Origin of the sequence: Henriciella aquimarina, from assembly GCF_002088975.1 — a bacterium.
GTDB lineage: Bacteria > Pseudomonadota > Alphaproteobacteria > Caulobacterales > Hyphomonadaceae > Henriciella > Henriciella aquimarina.
Genome location: NZ_NCST01000041.1, coordinates 1 through 16551, shown reverse-complemented (window position 1 = coordinate 16551; position 16551 = coordinate 1). Strand labels below are relative to the sequence as shown.

The following is a 16551-nucleotide window of genomic DNA, read 5'->3' as shown; positions in this document are numbered from 1 at the left end:
ATGAGGTTCCTGTTGAAGCCAGTCAGTCTGGCGGTTTCAGATGTGAATGAGGCCTGCTAGGACAGCAGGGCTTGAAGTCGAGAAAGGCCATGCCGATGATTCGTTTCGTGTTTGCTCTTGCTGCCCTGGTCATCGGCACTGCCGGACTGGCCCAGGCGCAGACGCGCGATATCTACACGGTGCGCGGCATCGAGGTGGAAGAGACCGCCGATACGGTCATCGCCGCCCAGCAGCAGGCCTTTGCCTCGGCGCGAATCAAGGGCGCCTATGAGCTGATTAACCGGCTGACGCTGCCAGAGGACCGGCAGGGCAAGCTGATGAGCGGCTCGATCGACCCGTCCCTGGCCAACCGTCTGGCAGCAGCCGTCGATGTCGAGGAAGAGACCCGCGGCGGGGGCCGGTATGTCGGCAAGCTCGCCATCGTCTATAACCCGTCGATGATGCGCCAGTTTTTTGAGGACCGTGCGATCCCCTATGTCGACCAGCCGGCCCCGAAAGCGGTTCTCTTTCCGGTCTCCGACCGGTTCGCCCCCTCGGTCTGGGCCGATGTCTGGCCGGAACAGTCGCAAGGCCGGCTCGCGTCGTTCGAGACATCGCTGAGCCCGATGGCAACGCCTGAATCGGGCTGGGCCGAGCTGCAGAGCGATGTTCAGGCCGCTGGCGCCCGGCGCGGCATCAAGGCCGTGCTGCGCGGTTCGCCCGGTGCCTTCCGGGTCGACCTCATGTCCGTGACGCCGGCCGGGGAAACCCAGCTTGGCTCGACCGGCTCCGTCGCCACGCTGGAAGAGGCGGTCGAGGCCGCCGCGCAGACCATGGATCATGTCTGGAAACAGCAATCGGTCATCCGTAGCGACAAGCGCACCCCGGCGCGCTCTTCGGTCCTGTTCACGTCATTGTCGGAGTGGAATTCCATGCGCACAGCGCTGTCGCGCTCACCGCTGGTGTCGGATTTCGCCATTGAGGGGCTTTCGCGGAAGGGCGCCGTGGTGAAATTCGTCTATGCTGGTGAGGCCGAGCGTCTGGCCAGCAATCTGAGAGAGCGCGGCATTGCGCTGGAAGAGAACGAAACAGGCTGGATCATGCGCTCCACACAGGCGAATTTCGAGACCCTTCCCAAAGAGCCGGCCATGATGAAGATGCAGAGAGATCTCGATAATACCGAAGAGTTGAGCGATCTGAGCGACCAGTGAGTGGACACGACGAAAAGCCTCAAAGAAGCCGTCAGCTGCCCTTAGCCTTTCCCGAAGCGACCCTAACGCTCGACCAGCTCCCTGTGACGGCCGCCAACCGCACCGCCATCGCCGTGCTCAAACGGTGGCCGGACTGGCGCACCCCGTCCCTGGCCGTTGTCGGGGCCCCGAAATCCGGATTGACCACAGCAGCAAAGGCCTGGGTGGCGCATGCCGATGGCGAGCTGATCGAGGCGAAAGCATTCGACCGGCTGAGCCACAAGAAGATCGAGGCCTTGGCTGCGCGGCCTGTCGCCATCGATCTTGGGGAGGCGGTGAAGAATGAGGACAATCTGCTCTCCATCATCAATCTCTCGGCGCGTGCTGGCGGATCGGTTCTCGTGACAGGGCATGTCTCTCCGGCACGGTGGCGGGTGCGCCTGCGCGATCTGGAGTCCCGGCTCAAGTCGATGACGCTGGTCGAACTTGGGCCCCCGGACGACGAGATGGTGAAGATCCGACTGCGCGCGGCGATGAAGCGGCGCTACCTGAAACTGCCGGACGATGTCGAAGCCTATGTCCTGACGCGCATTGAACGGAACTATCCTGCGATTGAGACTTTTGTTGAAAACCTGCATGAAATGGCTGATGGCCGGGAGATCACGGTTCCGCTGGCGCGGGATGTGATGGATGCGCAAGGTGGCACACGTGCGCTCTTTGAGGACGGGGAAGACTGATGGCGTCTGCAGGCTCTGCGGCAAAGGCCGGTAAAAGCACCGAAGCGGTCGCATCGGTTACGGCCAGCGATCTCATGAAAACGCCGGAGCGGTTCCTCAATCGGGAGCTGTCCTGGTTGCGCTTTAATGAACGGGTGCTGGAAGAGGCGCACAATGTTTCGCACCCCCTCCTGGAACGGCTCCGCTTCCTGTCGATCTCGGCGAGCAATCTCGATGAATTCTTCATGGTCCGCTATGCCGGCCTGCGCGAGCAGTTGCGCGCTGGCGTTACACGGGTCAGCCAGGAAGGCATGACACCGGGCGAGCAGGTCGAAGCCATCGAGAAGCAGTCGGCCAGCCTGATGGATTCCCAGCAGGCCTGCTGGAAAGAACTCCGGACCCTGCTCGGCGAGCAGAAGATGGACGTGCTGCGCATGGCGGAGCTTTCCAAGGCCGACATCAAATGGCTGCGAGAGCATTTCGAGGCGAACGTCTTCCCGATCCTGACCCCGCAGGCTGTCGACCCGGCGCATCCCTTTCCGTTCATTACCAATCTCGGCTTTGCCGTCGCCTTCCAGCTTGTGCCGGACCGCGCCGGTGGCGAAGCCATGGTGGGGCTGGTGCCGATGCCGGCCTTCTCCCCGCGCTTCATCCGCCTGCCGGCAAAGGGCAACAAGAAAGCGACGCGCTTTGTCCGTCTGGAGAGTGTGATCGCGCAGTTCATGGACATGCTGTTTCCGGGTTTCAGCTCTTCGGGCCATTGCGTGTTCCGGATCGTGCGCGACAGCGATATCGAGATCGAGGAAGAGGCCGAGGATCTCATCCACGAGTTCGAGATCCTGCTGAAGCAGCGTCGGCGCGGCCGGATCGTGCGCATCCACATCGACGGCGATGCTCCGGACGCGCTGCAGGACTTCATTACCCGCGAGATCGGCGCGGAAGACCGCGACATCATGGTGCTGCATGGCCTGCTTGGCATGAAGAGCCTGTCGGAGCTGATCGTGGAGGACCGGGCCGACCTGCAGTTCAAGCCCTATGAACCGCGCTATCCCGAGCGCATCCGCGAAATGGGCGGGGACTGTTTCGCCGCGATCCGGGCGAAGGACTTCATCGTTCACCACCCCTATGAGGCCTTTGACGTGGTGGTGCAGTTCATCCGGCAGGCCGCGATCGATCCGAATGTCATCGCGATCAAGCAGACGCTCTACCGCACAACACCGAATTCCCCGATAGTCTCTGCGCTGATGGAAGCCGCCGAGATGGGCAAGAACGTCACCGCGCTTGTTGAGATCAAGGCCCGTTTCGATGAAGAGACCAATCTGCGTCTCGCCCGCGATCTTGAGCGGGCCGGTGTGCAGGTCGTCTATGGCTTCATCGACTACAAGACCCACGCCAAGGTTTCGCTCGTGGTCCGCCGTGAGGGCGAGCGCCTGCAGAGCTATGCCCATTTCGGGACCGGCAATTACCACCCGGTCACCGCGCGCATCTATACCGACCTTTCGCTGTTTACCGCCGACCCGGCGCTCGGGCGCGATGCCAACAAGCTGTTCAACTACATCACGGCCTATCGCGAACCGCCTGAAATTTCTCCGGATTTTGAGAAGATCGCGATGTCGCCGCGGACGCTGGAAAAGACGCTGGTCGAACTGATCGGCAAGGAAGCCGAAGCTGCCAAGGCCGGTCAGCCCTGCGGGATCTGGGCGAAGATGAACTCGCTGGTCGATGGTGATGTGATCGATGCGCTCTACAAGGCGAGCCAGGCCGGTGTGCCGATCGTGCTCATCGTGCGCGGTATCTGCTGCCTGCGTCCCGGCGTGGAGGGATTGTCTGAGAACATCCAGGTCAAAAGCCTGATCGGGCGCTTTCTCGAACATTCGCGCATTGTCTGCTTCGCCAATGGCGAAACCCTGCCATCGCCCAAAGCAAAGGTTTTCATTTCCTCTGCCGACTGGATGCAGCGCAACCTCAAGCGCCGGGTCGAGGCGCTCGTCCCGATCGAGAACCCGACGGTTCACAGGCAGGTGCTCAACCAGATCATGATTGCGAATCTGAACGATGACGAGCAGAGCTGGGAAATGGATGGCGACGGCGACTTCCACAGACTGCGCCCGCCGGAGCGCGGCGAGGGCTTCAGCGCGCACCGCTATTTCATGGAAAACCCGAGCCTCTCGGGACGCGGCAATGCGCTGGTCGTCAGCATTCCACCGCGGCTTGCCCCGAAAAAGCGGAGCAAAAGCTAGATGCGGCCGGCGATGTTGCCCCAGAAGTCGGCGGTCGTCGACATCGGGTCCAACTCTGTGCGGCTGGTCATCTATGAAGTGACGGGCTCGGCGGCGCTTCCCTATTTCAATGAGAAAGTGCTGGCCGGGCTGGGCCGGGGGCTGCCGGAGACGGGCCGTCTCTCGCCGGAGGGTGTGAAACAGGCTCTCGGCGCGTTGCGGCGCTACCGGGCCATTCTCAGCGGGCTGGGTGTGGAGCAGGTGATTGCCGTGGCCACGGCGGCTGTGCGCGATGCCGAGGACGGGCCGGACTTTGCCCGCCAGGCCGCGACCGAACTCGGCGCCCAGCTGCAGATCCTCTCAGGTTCCGATGAAGGCCGCCTCTCGGCGCTTGGCGTACGGGTCGGCTTCGATCAGCCGGACGGGATTGTCGGTGATCTTGGCGGCTCCAGCTTGGAGTTTCATCGCATCACGCCGGCGGGGCAGGAGGGACTCGGCGAGACCCATCCGCTCGGGCCGTTTTCGCTGCCGCTGCCGGACAATGCCAAACCGGCCGACCGGCGCAAAGCGATCCGCAAGGTGCTGAAGGAGTCCGCGTTGCTCAAGACCGGGGCGCGGCGGCTTTATGCCGTGGGCGGCTCCTGGCGCGCGCTCGCGAGTGTGCAGATGGAGCTGACGGCCTATCCGCTAGGTATCTTGCATGGCTACCGCATGAACGGGCAGGCGATCCGCCATGTCACCCGGGACATCCTGTCGACGCAGCGCGACAAGGAAAAGGCCTCACTCGTCTCTTCCATCGTCGGGCGGCGCTATGACACCATCACCCATGCGGCGCTGGTGCTGGACGAAGTGTTCGACATGGGCGGCTTCAAGGAAATCGTGATTTCCGCCAATGGCCTGCGCGACGGCGTGCTGTTCGACCAGCGCGGCAAGACGCTTTTCCGATCCATGGACGCACCGGCAGGCGACCCGCTGATTGACGGCATCGTGGCCTATCTTCGGCTGGACCGGTTCCAGCATGATTTCGGCGAGACGCTCTACCGCTTCATCAAGCCGATCCTGCCAAGGTCGGTCACCCGTGAGCGGATCTTCCGGGCCGCCTGCCTGATGGCCGATTGCGGCGCGCGCTTCCATCCCGATCACCGCGCCGACATGGCGTATTACCTTGTCCTGCGTGCACCGGTTGGCTGTCTGACCCATGAGGATCGGGCACTGCTCGCGCACACGATCGGGGCGCGCTATACCCACAAGTTCAGGCGCCCGCGCGATTTTACGCGGATCGGGCGGGAGTCGGACGAACAGCTGGCCCGGATCATGGGGGCCGCCATGCGGCTCGGCGCGATCTATTCCGGCCGGTCTTCGCTGCTCCTGCAGCAGATCCGGCTGCGCACGACCAAGTCGAAGCTGGTTCTGGAGGTGCGTGAAGGCTGCGAGGACATGATCTCGTCCACTGTCGAGAAGCGGTTCAACCAGCTCGCCACTTTCATGGATCTCGACGCACAGATCTCCGTCGAGGAGAAGGCCGGGCTCTAGCCTTTCGGTTCGAACAGACGCACCTGGCCATCCTCAAAGGAGAGCGCCAGCTTGCCGGTCAGCAGGGCGCGGGCCTTCTGGCCGAAGACATCGTGACGCCACCCGCTCAGGGCCGGAATGTCGTTGGAGGTCTCGCCCCGGGCGATGCGCTCGATATCGGCCGCGTTCGCGATCAGGCGCGGTACGACATTGATATCGTCGCTGACCGCCTTGAGCAGCACTTTCAGCATTTCCGGGGCACCCGCGGGCGTTTGCGGGTTGTGCTGGCGCTTGGGCAGTTTCGGCGCATAGGCGTCGGGATCGGCAAGCGCGGCCTCGACGGTCTCGACCAGGCCATCGGCATTGCGCGAGCGGATGAAGCCGTTCGGCACCGCGCGCAGGCGGTCGAACTGGTCTTCGCTCTTCGGTTTCTGGTCGGCGATTTCCTGGATGGCCTCATCCTTGAGGATGCGCCGGCGCGGGCGGTCGATGGTCTGGGCCTGGCGCTCGCGCCACTCCGCGACAGCCGCGAAGACGGCGAGATAATCCTTGTGGGTCTTGCGGAATTTTAGCCGCTGCCAGGCATTCTTCGGATCGGTGTCATAGACGGCCGGGTCTGAAATGTCGGCCATTTCGCTTTTGACCCAGTTGGTGCGATCAAGCTTGTCCAGCTCATCGCGCATCTGGATATAGGCATCGCGCAGATGGGTGACGTCCCCGAGCGCGTATTTCAGCTGCCGGTCCGAGAGCGGGCGGCGCTTCCAGTCGGTGAACTGGCTGGACTTGTCGATATGCCGGCGCAGGACGCGCTGGATGAGATTGTCGTAGGAGATCGAATCGCCGAGCCCGAGCGCCATGGCCGCGATCTGCGTATCGAAGACCGGAGCCGGTGGCGCACCGATAAGCCGATTGAAGATTTCCATGTCCTGGCGCGCGGCGTGAAAAACCTTCACGCGCGACGGGTCGGCCATCAGGTCGAGGAAAGGCGTCAAATCCAGCCCTTTGACCATTGGGTCTATCAGGCCTTCCGTGCCGGGCGCGGATGCCTGGATCAGACAGAGTTCCGGCCAGAACGTCGTTTCGCGATGGAATTCGGTATCGACACACACAAAATCGCTCTCAGCGAGCGATGCGCAGAACTTTTGCAGTTCTTCCTGCGCAGTAATCGGCTTCAGTATCTTGTCAGTCATGGCGCGCACGCGTATCGCATCCGCAGAACAAAGGCGAGGGGCTGCTACACGAAAGCTGGCCAGCCCCACAAAAACAAATCCTCGGAGCGAGAGAATGCATGCATACCGCTCGCATACTTGCGGCGAACTTACGAAGTCTCAAGTTGGTGAAACTGTAAAGCTGTCCGGCTGGCTGCACCGCCGGCGCGACCATGGCGGTGTGATGTTCATCGACCTGCGCGACCATTATGGCCTGACGCAGTGCGTCTTCAATCCCGGTGCGCCGGGCTTTGAAACGGTCGAGTATCTGCGCGCCGAAAGCGTGCTCACGATTGAGGGCAAGGTCGTCGCCCGCGAAGAATCACTGATCAATCCGAATCTCTCCACCGGCGAGATCGAGGTTGTGGTGAGCGCGGTCGAGGTCCAGGCCCGGGCCGAGGAGCTGCCGCTGCCAGTCTTCGGGGAGCCGGACTATCCGGAAGACATCCGCCTGAAGCACCGCTATCTCGACCTGCGCCGTGAGACGCTGCACGCCAATATGAAGCTGCGCAGCGATGTCATCACCTCGCTTCGCCAGCGTATGGTCGCCCAGGGCTTCACCGAATATCAGACGCCGATCCTGACGGCCTCTTCGCCGGAAGGCGCGCGGGACTTCCTGGTCCCGTCCCGTCTGCACCCGGGCGAGTTCTATGCGCTGCCGCAGGCGCCGCAGCAGTTCAAGCAGCTGCTGATGATGTCTGGCTTCGACCGCTACTTCCAGATCGCACCGTGTTTCCGTGACGAGGATGCGCGCGCCGACCGCTCGCCGGGCGAGTTCTACCAACTCGATATCGAGATGAGCTTCGTTACCCAGGAAGATGTCTTCCAGGCGATTGAACCGGTCATGCGCGGCGTCTTCGAGGAATTTTGCGACTGGCAGGGTAAGGGCCGCACCATGCCCGAAGGCCCGTTCCCGCAAATCCCGTATGCCGAAGCCATGGCGAAGTACGGCTCCGACAAGCCGGACCTTCGCAATCCGATCGAACTGGCCGATGTGACCGAGTTCTTTGCCGATGACAGCAAGACCGGCTTTTCCATCTTCGCCAAGATCATCGGCGGGGGCGGCAAGGTCATCGCCATTCCGGCGCCGAAAGCGGCGGCTGAGAAGTCGCGTAAATTCTTCGACGATCTCGACAAGTGGGCGAAGAAAGAGATGCAGGCGCCCGGCCTTGGCTATGCGCGCCTGAAAGAGGCCGATGGCGGCGGTGTCGACAGCCAGGACCCTGTGCTGAAGAATTTCGACCCCGATCACCTCAAGGCCTTCCTCGACCATCTCGGCCTCGGGGCCGGTGACGGCATCTTCTTCTCCGCCGGCAAGTATGACGACGCTTACAAGCTGGCGGGTGCGGCCCGCACCAAGGTCGGCGAAGAGCTCGAGCTGATCCAGCAGGGCGTGTTCCGCTTCTGCTGGATTGTCGACTTCCCGATGTATGAGTGGGACGAAGACAACAAGAAGATCGACTTCTCCCACAACCCGTTCTCGATGCCGCAAGGCGGTCTCGAGGCGCTGGAGCAGGCCGATACGGTCGAAAAGCAGCTCGATCTCAAGGCCTTCCAGTACGACATCGTCTGCAATGGCGTGGAGCTGTCCTCCGGCGCAATCCGGAACCACCGTCCGGACATCATGCTGAAAGCCTTCGATCTCGCCGGCTATGGCGCGGATGTCGTGGAAGAGGAGTTTGGCGGTATGCTGAACGCCTTCCGCTATGGCGCCCCGCCGCACGGTGGCATCGCGCCGGGCGTTGACCGGATCGTCATGCTGCTGGCGGAAGTCGACAATCTGCGTGATGTGACGCTCTTCCCGATGAACCAGCAGGCCCGCGACCTCATGATGGGCGCGCCTTCGCCGGTCGACGAGAAACAGCTTCGGGAGCTGCACATCAGGCTCGCGCCACAGGTCAAGAAAGACAGCTGATACGAAAAGGACGCCTCACGAGGCGCCCTTTTGATTTCGGTCTGGTGATGCCGGCGGAAAGCCTATTGCAGCTTGGACAGCAGCGAGCCTTCCGGCGTGCAGCTCTCGACCGTCACGCTTTCCGGTAGGATGGTGAGTGTGTCCTTGCAGGCGCCATCAAAAATGGCTGTTTCCAGCCCTTCGGCCTGCGTGAAGTCTACCGCCATCAGGCGGACATGCGAGAAGTTGGCGTCATCGAGATCCGCCTGGCGGAACGAAGCCCCGCTGACGACCGCATTGTTGAATTGCGCCCGGGTCAGATCCGCGCCGTCAAAGATGACGCCGGAGGCGTTGGCCCCGGAAAAGTCAGCTCCGCGGGCCCTGGCCTGTGACAGGTCTGCCTGGCGCAGTGTGGCACCGTTGAGCCGTGCGCCATGCAGCTTTGCGCCGGTCATGATGGTACGCGACAGGTCGGTGTTCAGAAGGCTCGCCTTGTCGAAGCGCGCGTCAGGCATCTGGGCATCGGGGAATTTCGATCCATCGAGCACAGCCTGACGGAAGTCGGTCTGCCGGGCTTTGATGTTGGAGAAATCGACCTCAAGTGCACGTGTCCCGCGCAGCAGGGCGCCGGACAGATTGACACGCGGATAATTGGCGCTGGAGACATCCCAGCCGGACATGTTGCGCCCGCGCATGTCGCATCCTTCGCAGGAGCCGCCATAAGAGGGCGCCCATGCGACACGGGTAGAGCCGTCCTGGGCCATGGCGTGGCCCGCCGGGAGGCAAGCCAGCAGCGCTGAGGCTGCGAAAAGTCTTTTCAAGCTTCTATCAAGCATGGGCCCAATGTATGGCGCTCACCGCCTCGCTAGAACTGAAATCCCGGTAATAACTGCAGTCTTGTCACAGGTGTTGCCAAAACGCTGCACCACGGGGCAGGGTTAGCCTGCGCAGTGAGCAATCGTCAGGCCTTTTGGCAGGCGGGTCTCTTCATCGCCGCAAGCTGTGTCGAGTTGGGCCTGAGTCAGGTCGCGGGCCAGCGACAGGTCGGCACCAGACAGGTTGGCATCTGTCAGATCGGCGTTCTTGAAGCTCGAGCGGCCGAAATAACCCCCGACCATGGTGGCCCGCTGAAGGTTGGCGCCGGTGAAATCCGACCGGTTGAAGCGGACACCGAACATGTTCGCAATGGAGAGATTGGTGTTGGACAGGTTCCAGTCGTCGAAGGTCGACAGCTGCATGTCAGACTGGCGCAGCCGGGCGCCGGAGACATCGATGCCCTTGAGATCACGATAGGCCAGTTCGGCCTGGAACAGATTGCAGCCGGGGCAGGACTGGCCGCCCTGGACGCGGGCAATCTCGGTTGCATCCTGCGCGGTTGCCGGGAGGCTGGCAGTGATCAGGGCGAGAGCAATGACGACGTGTTTCATAATGGGACACCTTGTGTGCACTGAGCGAGGCTCAGCTCCCGGCGTCGCAATCGGCTTGCCAATGCGCCCTAGTTGAACAGGCTCTCCGGTGCGGTTTCTTCGCCGCAGGTCTCGCAGTGGACGGTGTCTTCCTCCGGCAGCTTCATCAGGGTGAAGCTGGAACAGCTGGGGCAGGGCTGGGGCAGATAATCCGGGTCGTCTGTTTCTGCCGCTGTCTCATCTGATTCCGCTCCGGCTTCCTCGCGTTCGGCGCGTTTGCGGTCGAGAATGACGATATTGTCCGGCAGCTGGCCCCGGGAGAAGCCGCGCGAGATGAACTGGACAGCCTCTTCCGGCAGCGGCTGAGGGCTCTGGCGCGTGCCATCCTGAAGCCCGCGGCCGAGACCGTCATGGCTGACATCCTCTCCGATCTCGGCGAGGTCCTCGCGGGCGAGATAGGAGATGGCGAGTTCACGGAAGAGGTAGTCGAGAATGGACGTCGCCTTGGTGATGCGGTCATTTCCAGTGACTTCGCCGGCCGGTTCGAACCGGGTGAAGACGAAAGCATCGACATATTCGTCCAGTGGTACGCCATATTGCAGGCCAAGCGAAACGGCGATGGCGAAATTGTTCATCAGCGAGCGGAAAGCCGCGCCTTCCTTGTGCATGTCGATGAAGATCTCGCCGAGCGCACCGTCATCGAATTCGCCCGTGTGCAGGTAGACCTTGTGGCCGCCGACGGTGGCTTTCTGGATATAGCCCTTGCGCCGGTCCGGCAGGCGGGTGCGCTGGGCGCCCTGCTGCACGGGCCACGGCGCCGTGGCCGCTTCTTCCTGGGAGACCTCTTCGGCCATGTCCTCGACAAGGGTAAGAATGGCGCCCATCCGGTCACTCGTCTCTGCGCTCTGACCGTCCGGCGCGGCGCTGAGCAGGACAGACAGGCCGGCTTCGGCGGCGGTGCTGGCCATGTCGGTGGCCCAGTCGCTGCCGTCCACGACGATGGCGCCGGACACGTGCTTGCGGGCAAGCCGGGCGGTTTCCAGCACGAAGCTCGCATCGTCGGGCAGGGCAAAGCCTTCCTGTTCGAGATGGGCGCGCACAGCCGCTTCGCCCGCGCCGGCCAGGGCGGCTTCCGCGCTTTCAATGGCATCCCGGCCAAAACCGATCGCGTTCAGCAGGGCATGGCCGTTCGTGTCGAAGGCATCGGGGGACAGCTTCAGATTACCGCCAATAACATCATCGCCGATCACCCAGCGCGAAAAGGCGGCACTGAGCGGCAGGCCTTCACGAATCGCATTGCTGACGCGCGCGATCGCTTCATCGGAGAAGCCGCGCAGGCGCAGGGTCTCTGTGTTGATGGCCGGCAGGCGGTCGAGATCGCAGACCGACGCCAGCCCGTCTTCCATGCTGGCAAGCACGTCCGGTGTGCCGGCAAGCATCAGCCTGGCGGCGGGCGACAGCGACAGGGCGCCGTCCTCATCGGTGAGCGTCATGGTGCATTTGCCTGAGAGGCCGTCACTGGCGGGCAGGAAGTCATGATCGGCATGTGCGTTCAGCGGAGCGATCAGGATGTGGAACGGTCCGTTGGGGGAAAGGTCGGTCTCGGTCGCAAGGCCAAGGCGTGCGGCATCGGTCTTGGTAAGGGCTTCGCCACTGGAGATCGCCGACAGGCAGGCGAGCAGCGCAGCGGCCCGTTTGGCGAGACTGGGTTCGCCCTGTGCAGCCAGGGACAGGGCTCCGGCCATGAGGCCGTGAGCGAGCACAGTCAGCGTCTCGCCTTCGTCCAGCGTGGCGGCCGCCGCCCCGATGGTCTTGGCGAGCAGGTCGGTGTCGAAGCCGTCCTCGCTTACAAAGCTCGACAGATCGACAGCAATCGCTTGCGCATTCGGGGCGAAGGCCGGGCTCTCCCCGACCCACACGGGAATACCGGTATGGCGGGCGTCGGAGACGAGAGCGGCTTCGGCCTCGAAAGCGGAGGGCGGCACCGCCACAGGCCGGGCGGGGCTTTCAGCCATCGCATTCTGGCGCAGCCGGCGCTCCAGCCCGGAAAAGCCTTCCGGGTCCTGCAGGCCCGCTTCGACCAGCGGCACAGGCAGGCCGGACAGGATCGCTTCGGCCAGTTCGGCATTCTTGGGTGCGGGGCCAAGCTGTTCGACCAGATCGGCCAGGCCGAGCGTTGTGCGCTTGGCCAGTTCGAGGTTCTCGCGCTCGTTGATGGCCTGCTGCAGCGCCTCGTCCGATGCGTGCGAAATGGCGGCAGGCAGGGAGACCAGCCGGTCGAGCCGCACGACGGGGCTGATATGGCCTGCTTCGATCGCCGCTGTCAGAAGGGCATCGCTTTTCTGTGTGCGGGGCATGGCTGCTCTCCCGGTTTTGATGGCTTGCGTACCCGCTGTGCCGACCGCGACAAGATGAGGCGAAAGCTTGACGGTACGCTTGAGATATTGTGAGCCCTAGCCTAACTGGATTCGCGGCAAGGCATGCCCCATATTCCAGCTCACAGGAAGATCAGGATTCGAATATGCTCAAGCTCTTCACCTGGTGGAACGGCGTCACACTCGGCGGTTTGTTCGACATTACCCGCCGCAGCAAGCTCGTCGGGACGGATGAGTATGGAAACAAGTATTATGAGGATCGCAAGGAGTCGGTGGAACACCGCCATCGCCGCTATGTGATCTACAGGGGCCTGGCCGAACCGTCCAAGGTGCCGGCCGACTGGTATGGCTGGCTGCACCACACCCTCGACAAGCCGCCGACGGAAGCACCGCTCAACCGGCGTGACTGGGAAGCCGATCACAAGCCGAACATGACGGGGACGCTGTTCGCCTATCGCCCGGACGGGTCCTTGAAGGAATCCGGCCAGCGGCAGAAGTCAGACTCCGATTACGAGGCATGGACCCCCGATGCGTGAATCAATTTTCGAGACCCTGGTCGGCGCGGTCGTTCTGGGCGTTGCCGGCGTTTTCCTCTGGTTTGCGCTGGCGCGTGGCGGAGAAGCGGGCACATCCCCCTCTGACAGTGTCGAGATCGGCGCGCGCTTTAACAGCGTCAGCGGAATCGAGCGCGGCACAGATGTGCGCCTGGCAGGCGTGAAAATCGGCACGGTGCGTAATATCAGCCTTGATGTCGAACGCGCCGAAGCGCTGGTCACCATGGCGATCTCAAAAGACCTGATGCCGCTCGATGACGGCACGAGTGCCCGGATCCAGACCGAGGGGCTGCTTGGTGGCAACTACATCAACCTCGAACCGGCCGCCGGCTTTGGCACGATCGAGCCTTGCCCGGAAGGCGAGGAGCTGTTCGGCGAGACGGGCTGTGGTGAGATCATGTACACGCAGGGCAGCGTCGACCTGCTGACCCTGTTTGCCTCCTTCGCCAATGGCGGCGGTGACGGCTCCGGCGACAGCAGTTCGGGCAGCAGCGCAGCCTCCAGCGGAAGTGCCGGCGGCGCCTCGGCTGCAAGCGAGCCTGCAGCGAACTCCGGCACAGAGACCGAGGCCCCCGCGTCCGGCAATGACAGTGCCCCTGCAGACGGTGCGGAAAGCGACACAGAATCGACCGATTCATCGACTTCATTCGGAGAGCCTTATCCAGATACGGCTGCTCCGGGAGACGATCAGTGACACTTGCCAAATTATTGTGCGCATCGGCGGCCCTTGCTCTGGTGAGCCCGTGCGCCATGGCGCAATTCCAGGATGATCCCGCCCCTGCACCGGCAGAGCAGGATGCCCCGGATACGTCAACGCCGTCGCAGGACGGCACGGATGAGGGCGATGCGGCCGATGATTTCGGCCTGGGGTCGTTTTCAAGCTCAGGCGAAAACAAGACGCCCGGCCGTCACGGGTCCATGTCTGAGGAAAAGACAGCAACGCTGCGCGCCCTCGACAAGATTACGGGCCGGTCGACCGATTTCGAGATCGAGGTCGGTGAGCCGGTCGTTTACGGCTCCCTGAAGATCGATCTGGAGGTGTGCTTCCAGAGTCCGCCTGAAGAGCCGCCGGAAAGCGCGGCCTTCCTGCAGATCGAGACCGCGGAGGCGGTGCGCATGCAGTCGATGACGGTTCCGCGCCTGGCGAGTGACGTCGAGGGCGTGGAAGGTTCCGGCGTGGATGCCAAGGCGCTGGCCAGCCGCGATGAAGAAGAGAAAGAAGCCGACGAAAAGGACGAAGAGCTGCTCTTTTCCGGCTGGATGTTTGCGTCCTCACCGGGCCTCAACGCGCTTGAGCATCCGGTCTACGACGTCTGGGTGATCAGGTGCACCGAGCGTACGCCGGTCAAGGAATCGACCCCGGCTGAGCCGGCGGAATAAAAGTCCGCCTTCACGGCTAGGGCGGCATCCAGCCGTTTCATGAATTCCTTCTTCGGAAGCTCTTCCAGGCCGAACTGTTCGAGGTGCGGATTGTGAAACTGTGCGTCGAGCAGGGTGAAGCCGCCATGGATCAGGCGGGCGACGAGATGCACCAGCGCAACCTTTGAGGCGTCTGTCTCTCGCGAGAACATGCTTTCCCCGAAAAAGGCCCCGCCGAGCGCCACGCCATAGACGCCGCCGACCAGCCAGCCGTCTTCGTTCCAGCATTCGATGGAATGGGCGTAGCCCTGATGATGCAGTGCGCCATACAGGTTCAGGATGGTCGGGTTGATCCAGGTGGTCGGCCGCTCCGGAGTTTCTTCCGCACAGGCTTCCAGGACGCGGTTGAAGGCCAGATCGACCGTGACATTGAAGGGCTGCTGCTTGACCGTGCGTTTCAGGCGTCGGGGGATGTGAAAATGGTCCAGGGGCAGGATGCCCCGCATCTCGGGTGAGATGAGGAACAGATTCATGTCGTCGCGCGAATCCGCCATGGGAAACACGCCCTGCCGGTAGCAGTCGAGTAGTCTCTCTGTATCGAAGCGGTCGGACATGGCCGGACCAGCCTACTCCTTGCTGAGGAAACGCTCCAGCCAGTGGATGTCATAGGAGCCGTCGACGACGTCCTTTTCATCCACAAGGCGCTGGTGCAGGGGCAGCGTGGTCTCGATACCCCCGATCACCATCTCGTCGAGCGCACGGCGCAGGCGCATGACGCATTCATTGCGCGTGCGCCCATGCACTATGAGCTTGCCGATCAGGCTGTCATAGTGCGGCGGGATGCGGTATCCGGCATAAGCCGCGCTGTCGAGGCGCACATCCGGGCCACCCGGGGCGTGAAACTCGGTGATTGTGCCGGGAGACGGCATGAAGGTTTCCGGGTGTTCGGCATTGATCCGGCACTCGATCGCATGCCCGACCAGCATGACATCTTCCTGGCTGAAAGAGAGTTTCTTTCCGTCGGCTATGCGGATTTGTTCACGCACAAGATCAATGCCCGTGATCATCTCTGTAACCGGGTGTTCGACCTGCAGGCGGGTGTTCATTTCGATGAAGTAGAAGTTCCCGTCTTCGTACAGGAACTCCATCGTACCCGCGCCGAGATAGCCGAGCTTGGCGACCGCCTTGGCGACGATCGTGCCAATCTCCTCGCGCTGGGCCTGGTTGAGGGCCGGGGAGGGGGCTTCCTCGAACACCTTCTGGTGGCGGCGCTGCAGCGAGCAGTCGCGCTCCCAGAGATGGGCGACATTGCCATGGCTGTCGGCAATCACCTGAATTTCAATGTGACGTGGCGTGGTAAGGTATTTCTCGAGATAGACCGCATCATCGCCAAAAGCCGCCTTGGCTTCTGTCTTGGCGGTACGAATTGCGTTCTCGAGTTCCTTCTCCGTCTTGGCGACCTTCATGCCGCGGCCGCCGCCGCCTGAAGCAGCTTTTACCAGGACGGGATAGCCGATCTTCTTGGCGATCTTCTTAGCTTCGCTGGTGCTGGTCACGCCGCCATCGGAGCCCGGCACGCAGGGCACGCCGGCATCGATCATGGCCTTCTTGGCCGCGATCTTGTCGCCCATGGTACGGATATGCTCGGCCTTGGGGCCGATGAACTTGATGTCGTGGGCTTCGACCATTTCGGCGAATTGTGCATTCTCCGACAGGAAGCCATAGCCGGGATGGATGGCATCGGCATTGGTGATCTCGGCGGCCGCCAGGATGCGGGACTTCTTCAGATAGCTCTCCGAAGACGGGGCCGGGCCGATGCAGACGCTTTCGTCGGCCAGACGCACAGCCATGGCATCGCGGTCGGCTTCGGAGTGCACGACGACGGTCGAGATGCCCATTTCCTTGCAGGCGCGGTGGATGCGCAGGGCAATTTCGCCGCGATTGGCGATCAGGACTTTCTCAATCATACGACCGACCTCACTCGATGACGATCAGCGGTTCGCCAAACTCGACGGGCTGGGCATCTTCCACGATGATTTCCTTCACGGTGCCGGCGGCCGTGGCCTCGACCGGGTTGAAGGTCTTCATGGCTTCGACCAGCATCAGCGTATCGCCCTTCTTCACCTTGTCGCCGACGGC

15 protein-coding genes are annotated in these 16551 nt (G+C 62.6%); 8 read left to right on the top strand and 7 right to left on the bottom strand.

The annotated features are described in order from the left end of the window. Positions 1 to 71: 71 nt before the first annotated feature. The 4 genes from B8784_RS06400 to B8784_RS06385 are packed head-to-tail and all read left to right on the top strand — an operon-like array spanning position 72 to position 5637. Complete coding sequence (locus B8784_RS06400) at positions 72 to 1190, top strand: hypothetical protein (protein WP_143435335.1); 1119 nt, start codon at positions 72 to 74, stop codon at positions 1188 to 1190. After that, positions 1187 to 1906, top strand: coding sequence for an HdaA/DnaA family protein (locus tag B8784_RS06395; RefSeq protein WP_143435334.1), 720 nt, complete (start codon positions 1187 to 1189; stop codon positions 1904 to 1906). The genes B8784_RS06400 and B8784_RS06395 overlap by 4 nt, the downstream gene beginning before the upstream one ends. Next, on the top strand, positions 1906 to 4125 hold the full coding sequence (locus tag B8784_RS06390) for an RNA degradosome polyphosphate kinase (RefSeq protein WP_084396767.1): 2220 nt from the start codon (positions 1906 to 1908) through the stop codon (positions 4123 to 4125). Before B8784_RS06395 ends, B8784_RS06390 begins: the two co-directional genes overlap by 1 nt. Before the next feature lie 12 nt (positions 4126 to 4137). Continuing rightward, positions 4138 to 5637: a Ppx/GppA phosphatase family protein gene (locus B8784_RS06385; RefSeq protein ID WP_158085607.1), complete on the top strand. Its 1500-nt coding sequence runs from the start codon at positions 4138 to 4140 to the stop codon at positions 5635 to 5637. Here B8784_RS06385 and rnd read toward each other — a convergent pair. Then, entirely contained in the window at positions 5634 to 6806 is a 1173-nt protein-coding gene (rnd, locus tag B8784_RS06380; RefSeq protein ID WP_084396765.1) for a ribonuclease D, read from the bottom strand. The two genes, B8784_RS06385 and rnd, sit on opposite strands and share 4 nt — an antisense overlap. A 94-nt stretch (positions 6807 to 6900) precedes the next feature. Here rnd and aspS point away from each other — a divergent pair, with 94 nt between their 5' ends. Then, positions 6901 to 8739: an aspartate--tRNA ligase gene (gene aspS / locus B8784_RS06375; RefSeq protein WP_084396764.1), complete on the top strand. Its 1839-nt coding sequence runs from the start codon at positions 6901 to 6903 to the stop codon at positions 8737 to 8739. 62 nt (positions 8740 to 8801) lie between these two features. Here the strand turns inward: aspS and B8784_RS06370 are convergent, their stop codons facing one another. The 3 genes from B8784_RS06370 to B8784_RS21875 all read right to left on the bottom strand — a co-directional run bounded on the left by B8784_RS06370 (position 8802) and on the right by B8784_RS21875 (position 12481). Then, positions 8802 to 9539, bottom strand: a complete 738-nt coding sequence (locus tag B8784_RS06370) for a pentapeptide repeat-containing protein (protein ID WP_158085606.1) — start codon at positions 9537 to 9539, stop codon at positions 8802 to 8804. A 117-nt stretch (positions 9540 to 9656) separates the two neighbouring features. After that, positions 9657 to 10145: a pentapeptide repeat-containing protein gene (locus tag B8784_RS06365; protein ID WP_143435333.1), complete on the bottom strand. Its 489-nt coding sequence runs from the start codon at positions 10143 to 10145 to the stop codon at positions 9657 to 9659. Positions 10146 to 10213: 68 nt separating this feature from the next. After that, entirely contained in the window at positions 10214 to 12481 is a 2268-nt protein-coding gene (locus tag B8784_RS21875) for a TSCPD domain-containing protein (protein ID WP_084396762.1), read from the bottom strand. Positions 12482 to 12645: 164 nt separating this feature from the next. On the opposite strand from B8784_RS21875, the gene B8784_RS06355 reads away from it, so the two are divergent. From B8784_RS06355 to B8784_RS21870, 3 genes are read left to right on the top strand one after another with little or no spacing between them, the layout of a single operon-like run. Then, positions 12646 to 13035 carry an NADH:ubiquinone oxidoreductase subunit NDUFA12 gene (locus B8784_RS06355; RefSeq protein ID WP_084396761.1) on the top strand — a complete coding sequence of 130 codons (390 nt, stop codon included), beginning with the start codon at positions 12646 to 12648 and terminating at the stop codon, positions 13033 to 13035. Next, positions 13028 to 13747: an outer membrane lipid asymmetry maintenance protein MlaD gene (gene mlaD, locus B8784_RS06350; protein WP_084396760.1), complete on the top strand. Its 720-nt coding sequence runs from the start codon at positions 13028 to 13030 to the stop codon at positions 13745 to 13747. Before B8784_RS06355 ends, mlaD begins: the two co-directional genes overlap by 8 nt. Continuing rightward, positions 13744 to 14433 carry a DUF2155 domain-containing protein gene (locus tag B8784_RS21870; RefSeq protein ID WP_233356001.1) on the top strand — a complete coding sequence of 230 codons (690 nt, stop codon included), beginning with the start codon at positions 13744 to 13746 and terminating at the stop codon, positions 14431 to 14433. The genes mlaD and B8784_RS21870 overlap by 4 nt, the downstream gene beginning before the upstream one ends. Here B8784_RS21870 and aat read toward each other — a convergent pair. The 3 genes from aat to B8784_RS06330 form a co-directional block, all read right to left on the bottom strand. After that, entirely contained in the window at positions 14358 to 15026 is a 669-nt protein-coding gene (gene aat, locus B8784_RS06340; RefSeq protein WP_084396759.1) for a leucyl/phenylalanyl-tRNA--protein transferase, read from the bottom strand. The two genes, B8784_RS21870 and aat, sit on opposite strands and share 76 nt — an antisense overlap. Before the next feature lie 12 nt (positions 15027 to 15038). Beyond that, positions 15039 to 16379, bottom strand: a complete 1341-nt coding sequence (accC, locus tag B8784_RS06335; RefSeq protein WP_084396758.1) for an acetyl-CoA carboxylase biotin carboxylase subunit — start codon at positions 16377 to 16379, stop codon at positions 15039 to 15041. A gap of 10 nt (positions 16380 to 16389) precedes the next feature. Next, the coding region (locus B8784_RS06330) for an acetyl-CoA carboxylase biotin carboxyl carrier protein (RefSeq protein ID WP_407646472.1) at positions 16390 to 16551 on the bottom strand (162 nt) is incomplete at its 5' end.

Coding starts and splice junctions, on each gene's coding strand:
- B8784_RS21875 (WP_084396762.1), bottom strand. CDS start 12,481: ATGCCCCGCACACAGAAAAGCGATGCCCTTCTGACAGCGGCGATCGAA.
- accC (WP_084396758.1), bottom strand. CDS start 16,379: ATGATTGAGAAAGTCCTGATCGCCAATCGCGGCGAAATTGCCCTGCGC.
- mlaD (WP_084396760.1), top strand. CDS start 13,028: ATGCGTGAATCAATTTTCGAGACCCTGGTCGGCGCGGTCGTTCTGGGC.
- aat (WP_084396759.1), bottom strand. CDS start 15,026: ATGTCCGACCGCTTCGATACAGAGAGACTACTCGACTGCTACCGGCAG.
- aspS (WP_084396764.1), top strand. CDS start 6,901: ATGCATGCATACCGCTCGCATACTTGCGGCGAACTTACGAAGTCTCAA.
- rnd (WP_084396765.1), bottom strand. CDS start 6,806: ATGACTGACAAGATACTGAAGCCGATTACTGCGCAGGAAGAACTGCAA.
- B8784_RS06355 (WP_084396761.1), top strand. CDS start 12,646: ATGCTCAAGCTCTTCACCTGGTGGAACGGCGTCACACTCGGCGGTTTG.
- B8784_RS06365 (WP_143435333.1), bottom strand. CDS start 10,145: ATGAAACACGTCGTCATTGCTCTCGCCCTGATCACTGCCAGCCTCCCG.
- B8784_RS06390 (WP_084396767.1), top strand. CDS start 1,906: ATGGCGTCTGCAGGCTCTGCGGCAAAGGCCGGTAAAAGCACCGAAGCG.
- B8784_RS06385 (WP_158085607.1), top strand. CDS start 4,138: ATGTTGCCCCAGAAGTCGGCGGTCGTCGACATCGGGTCCAACTCTGTG.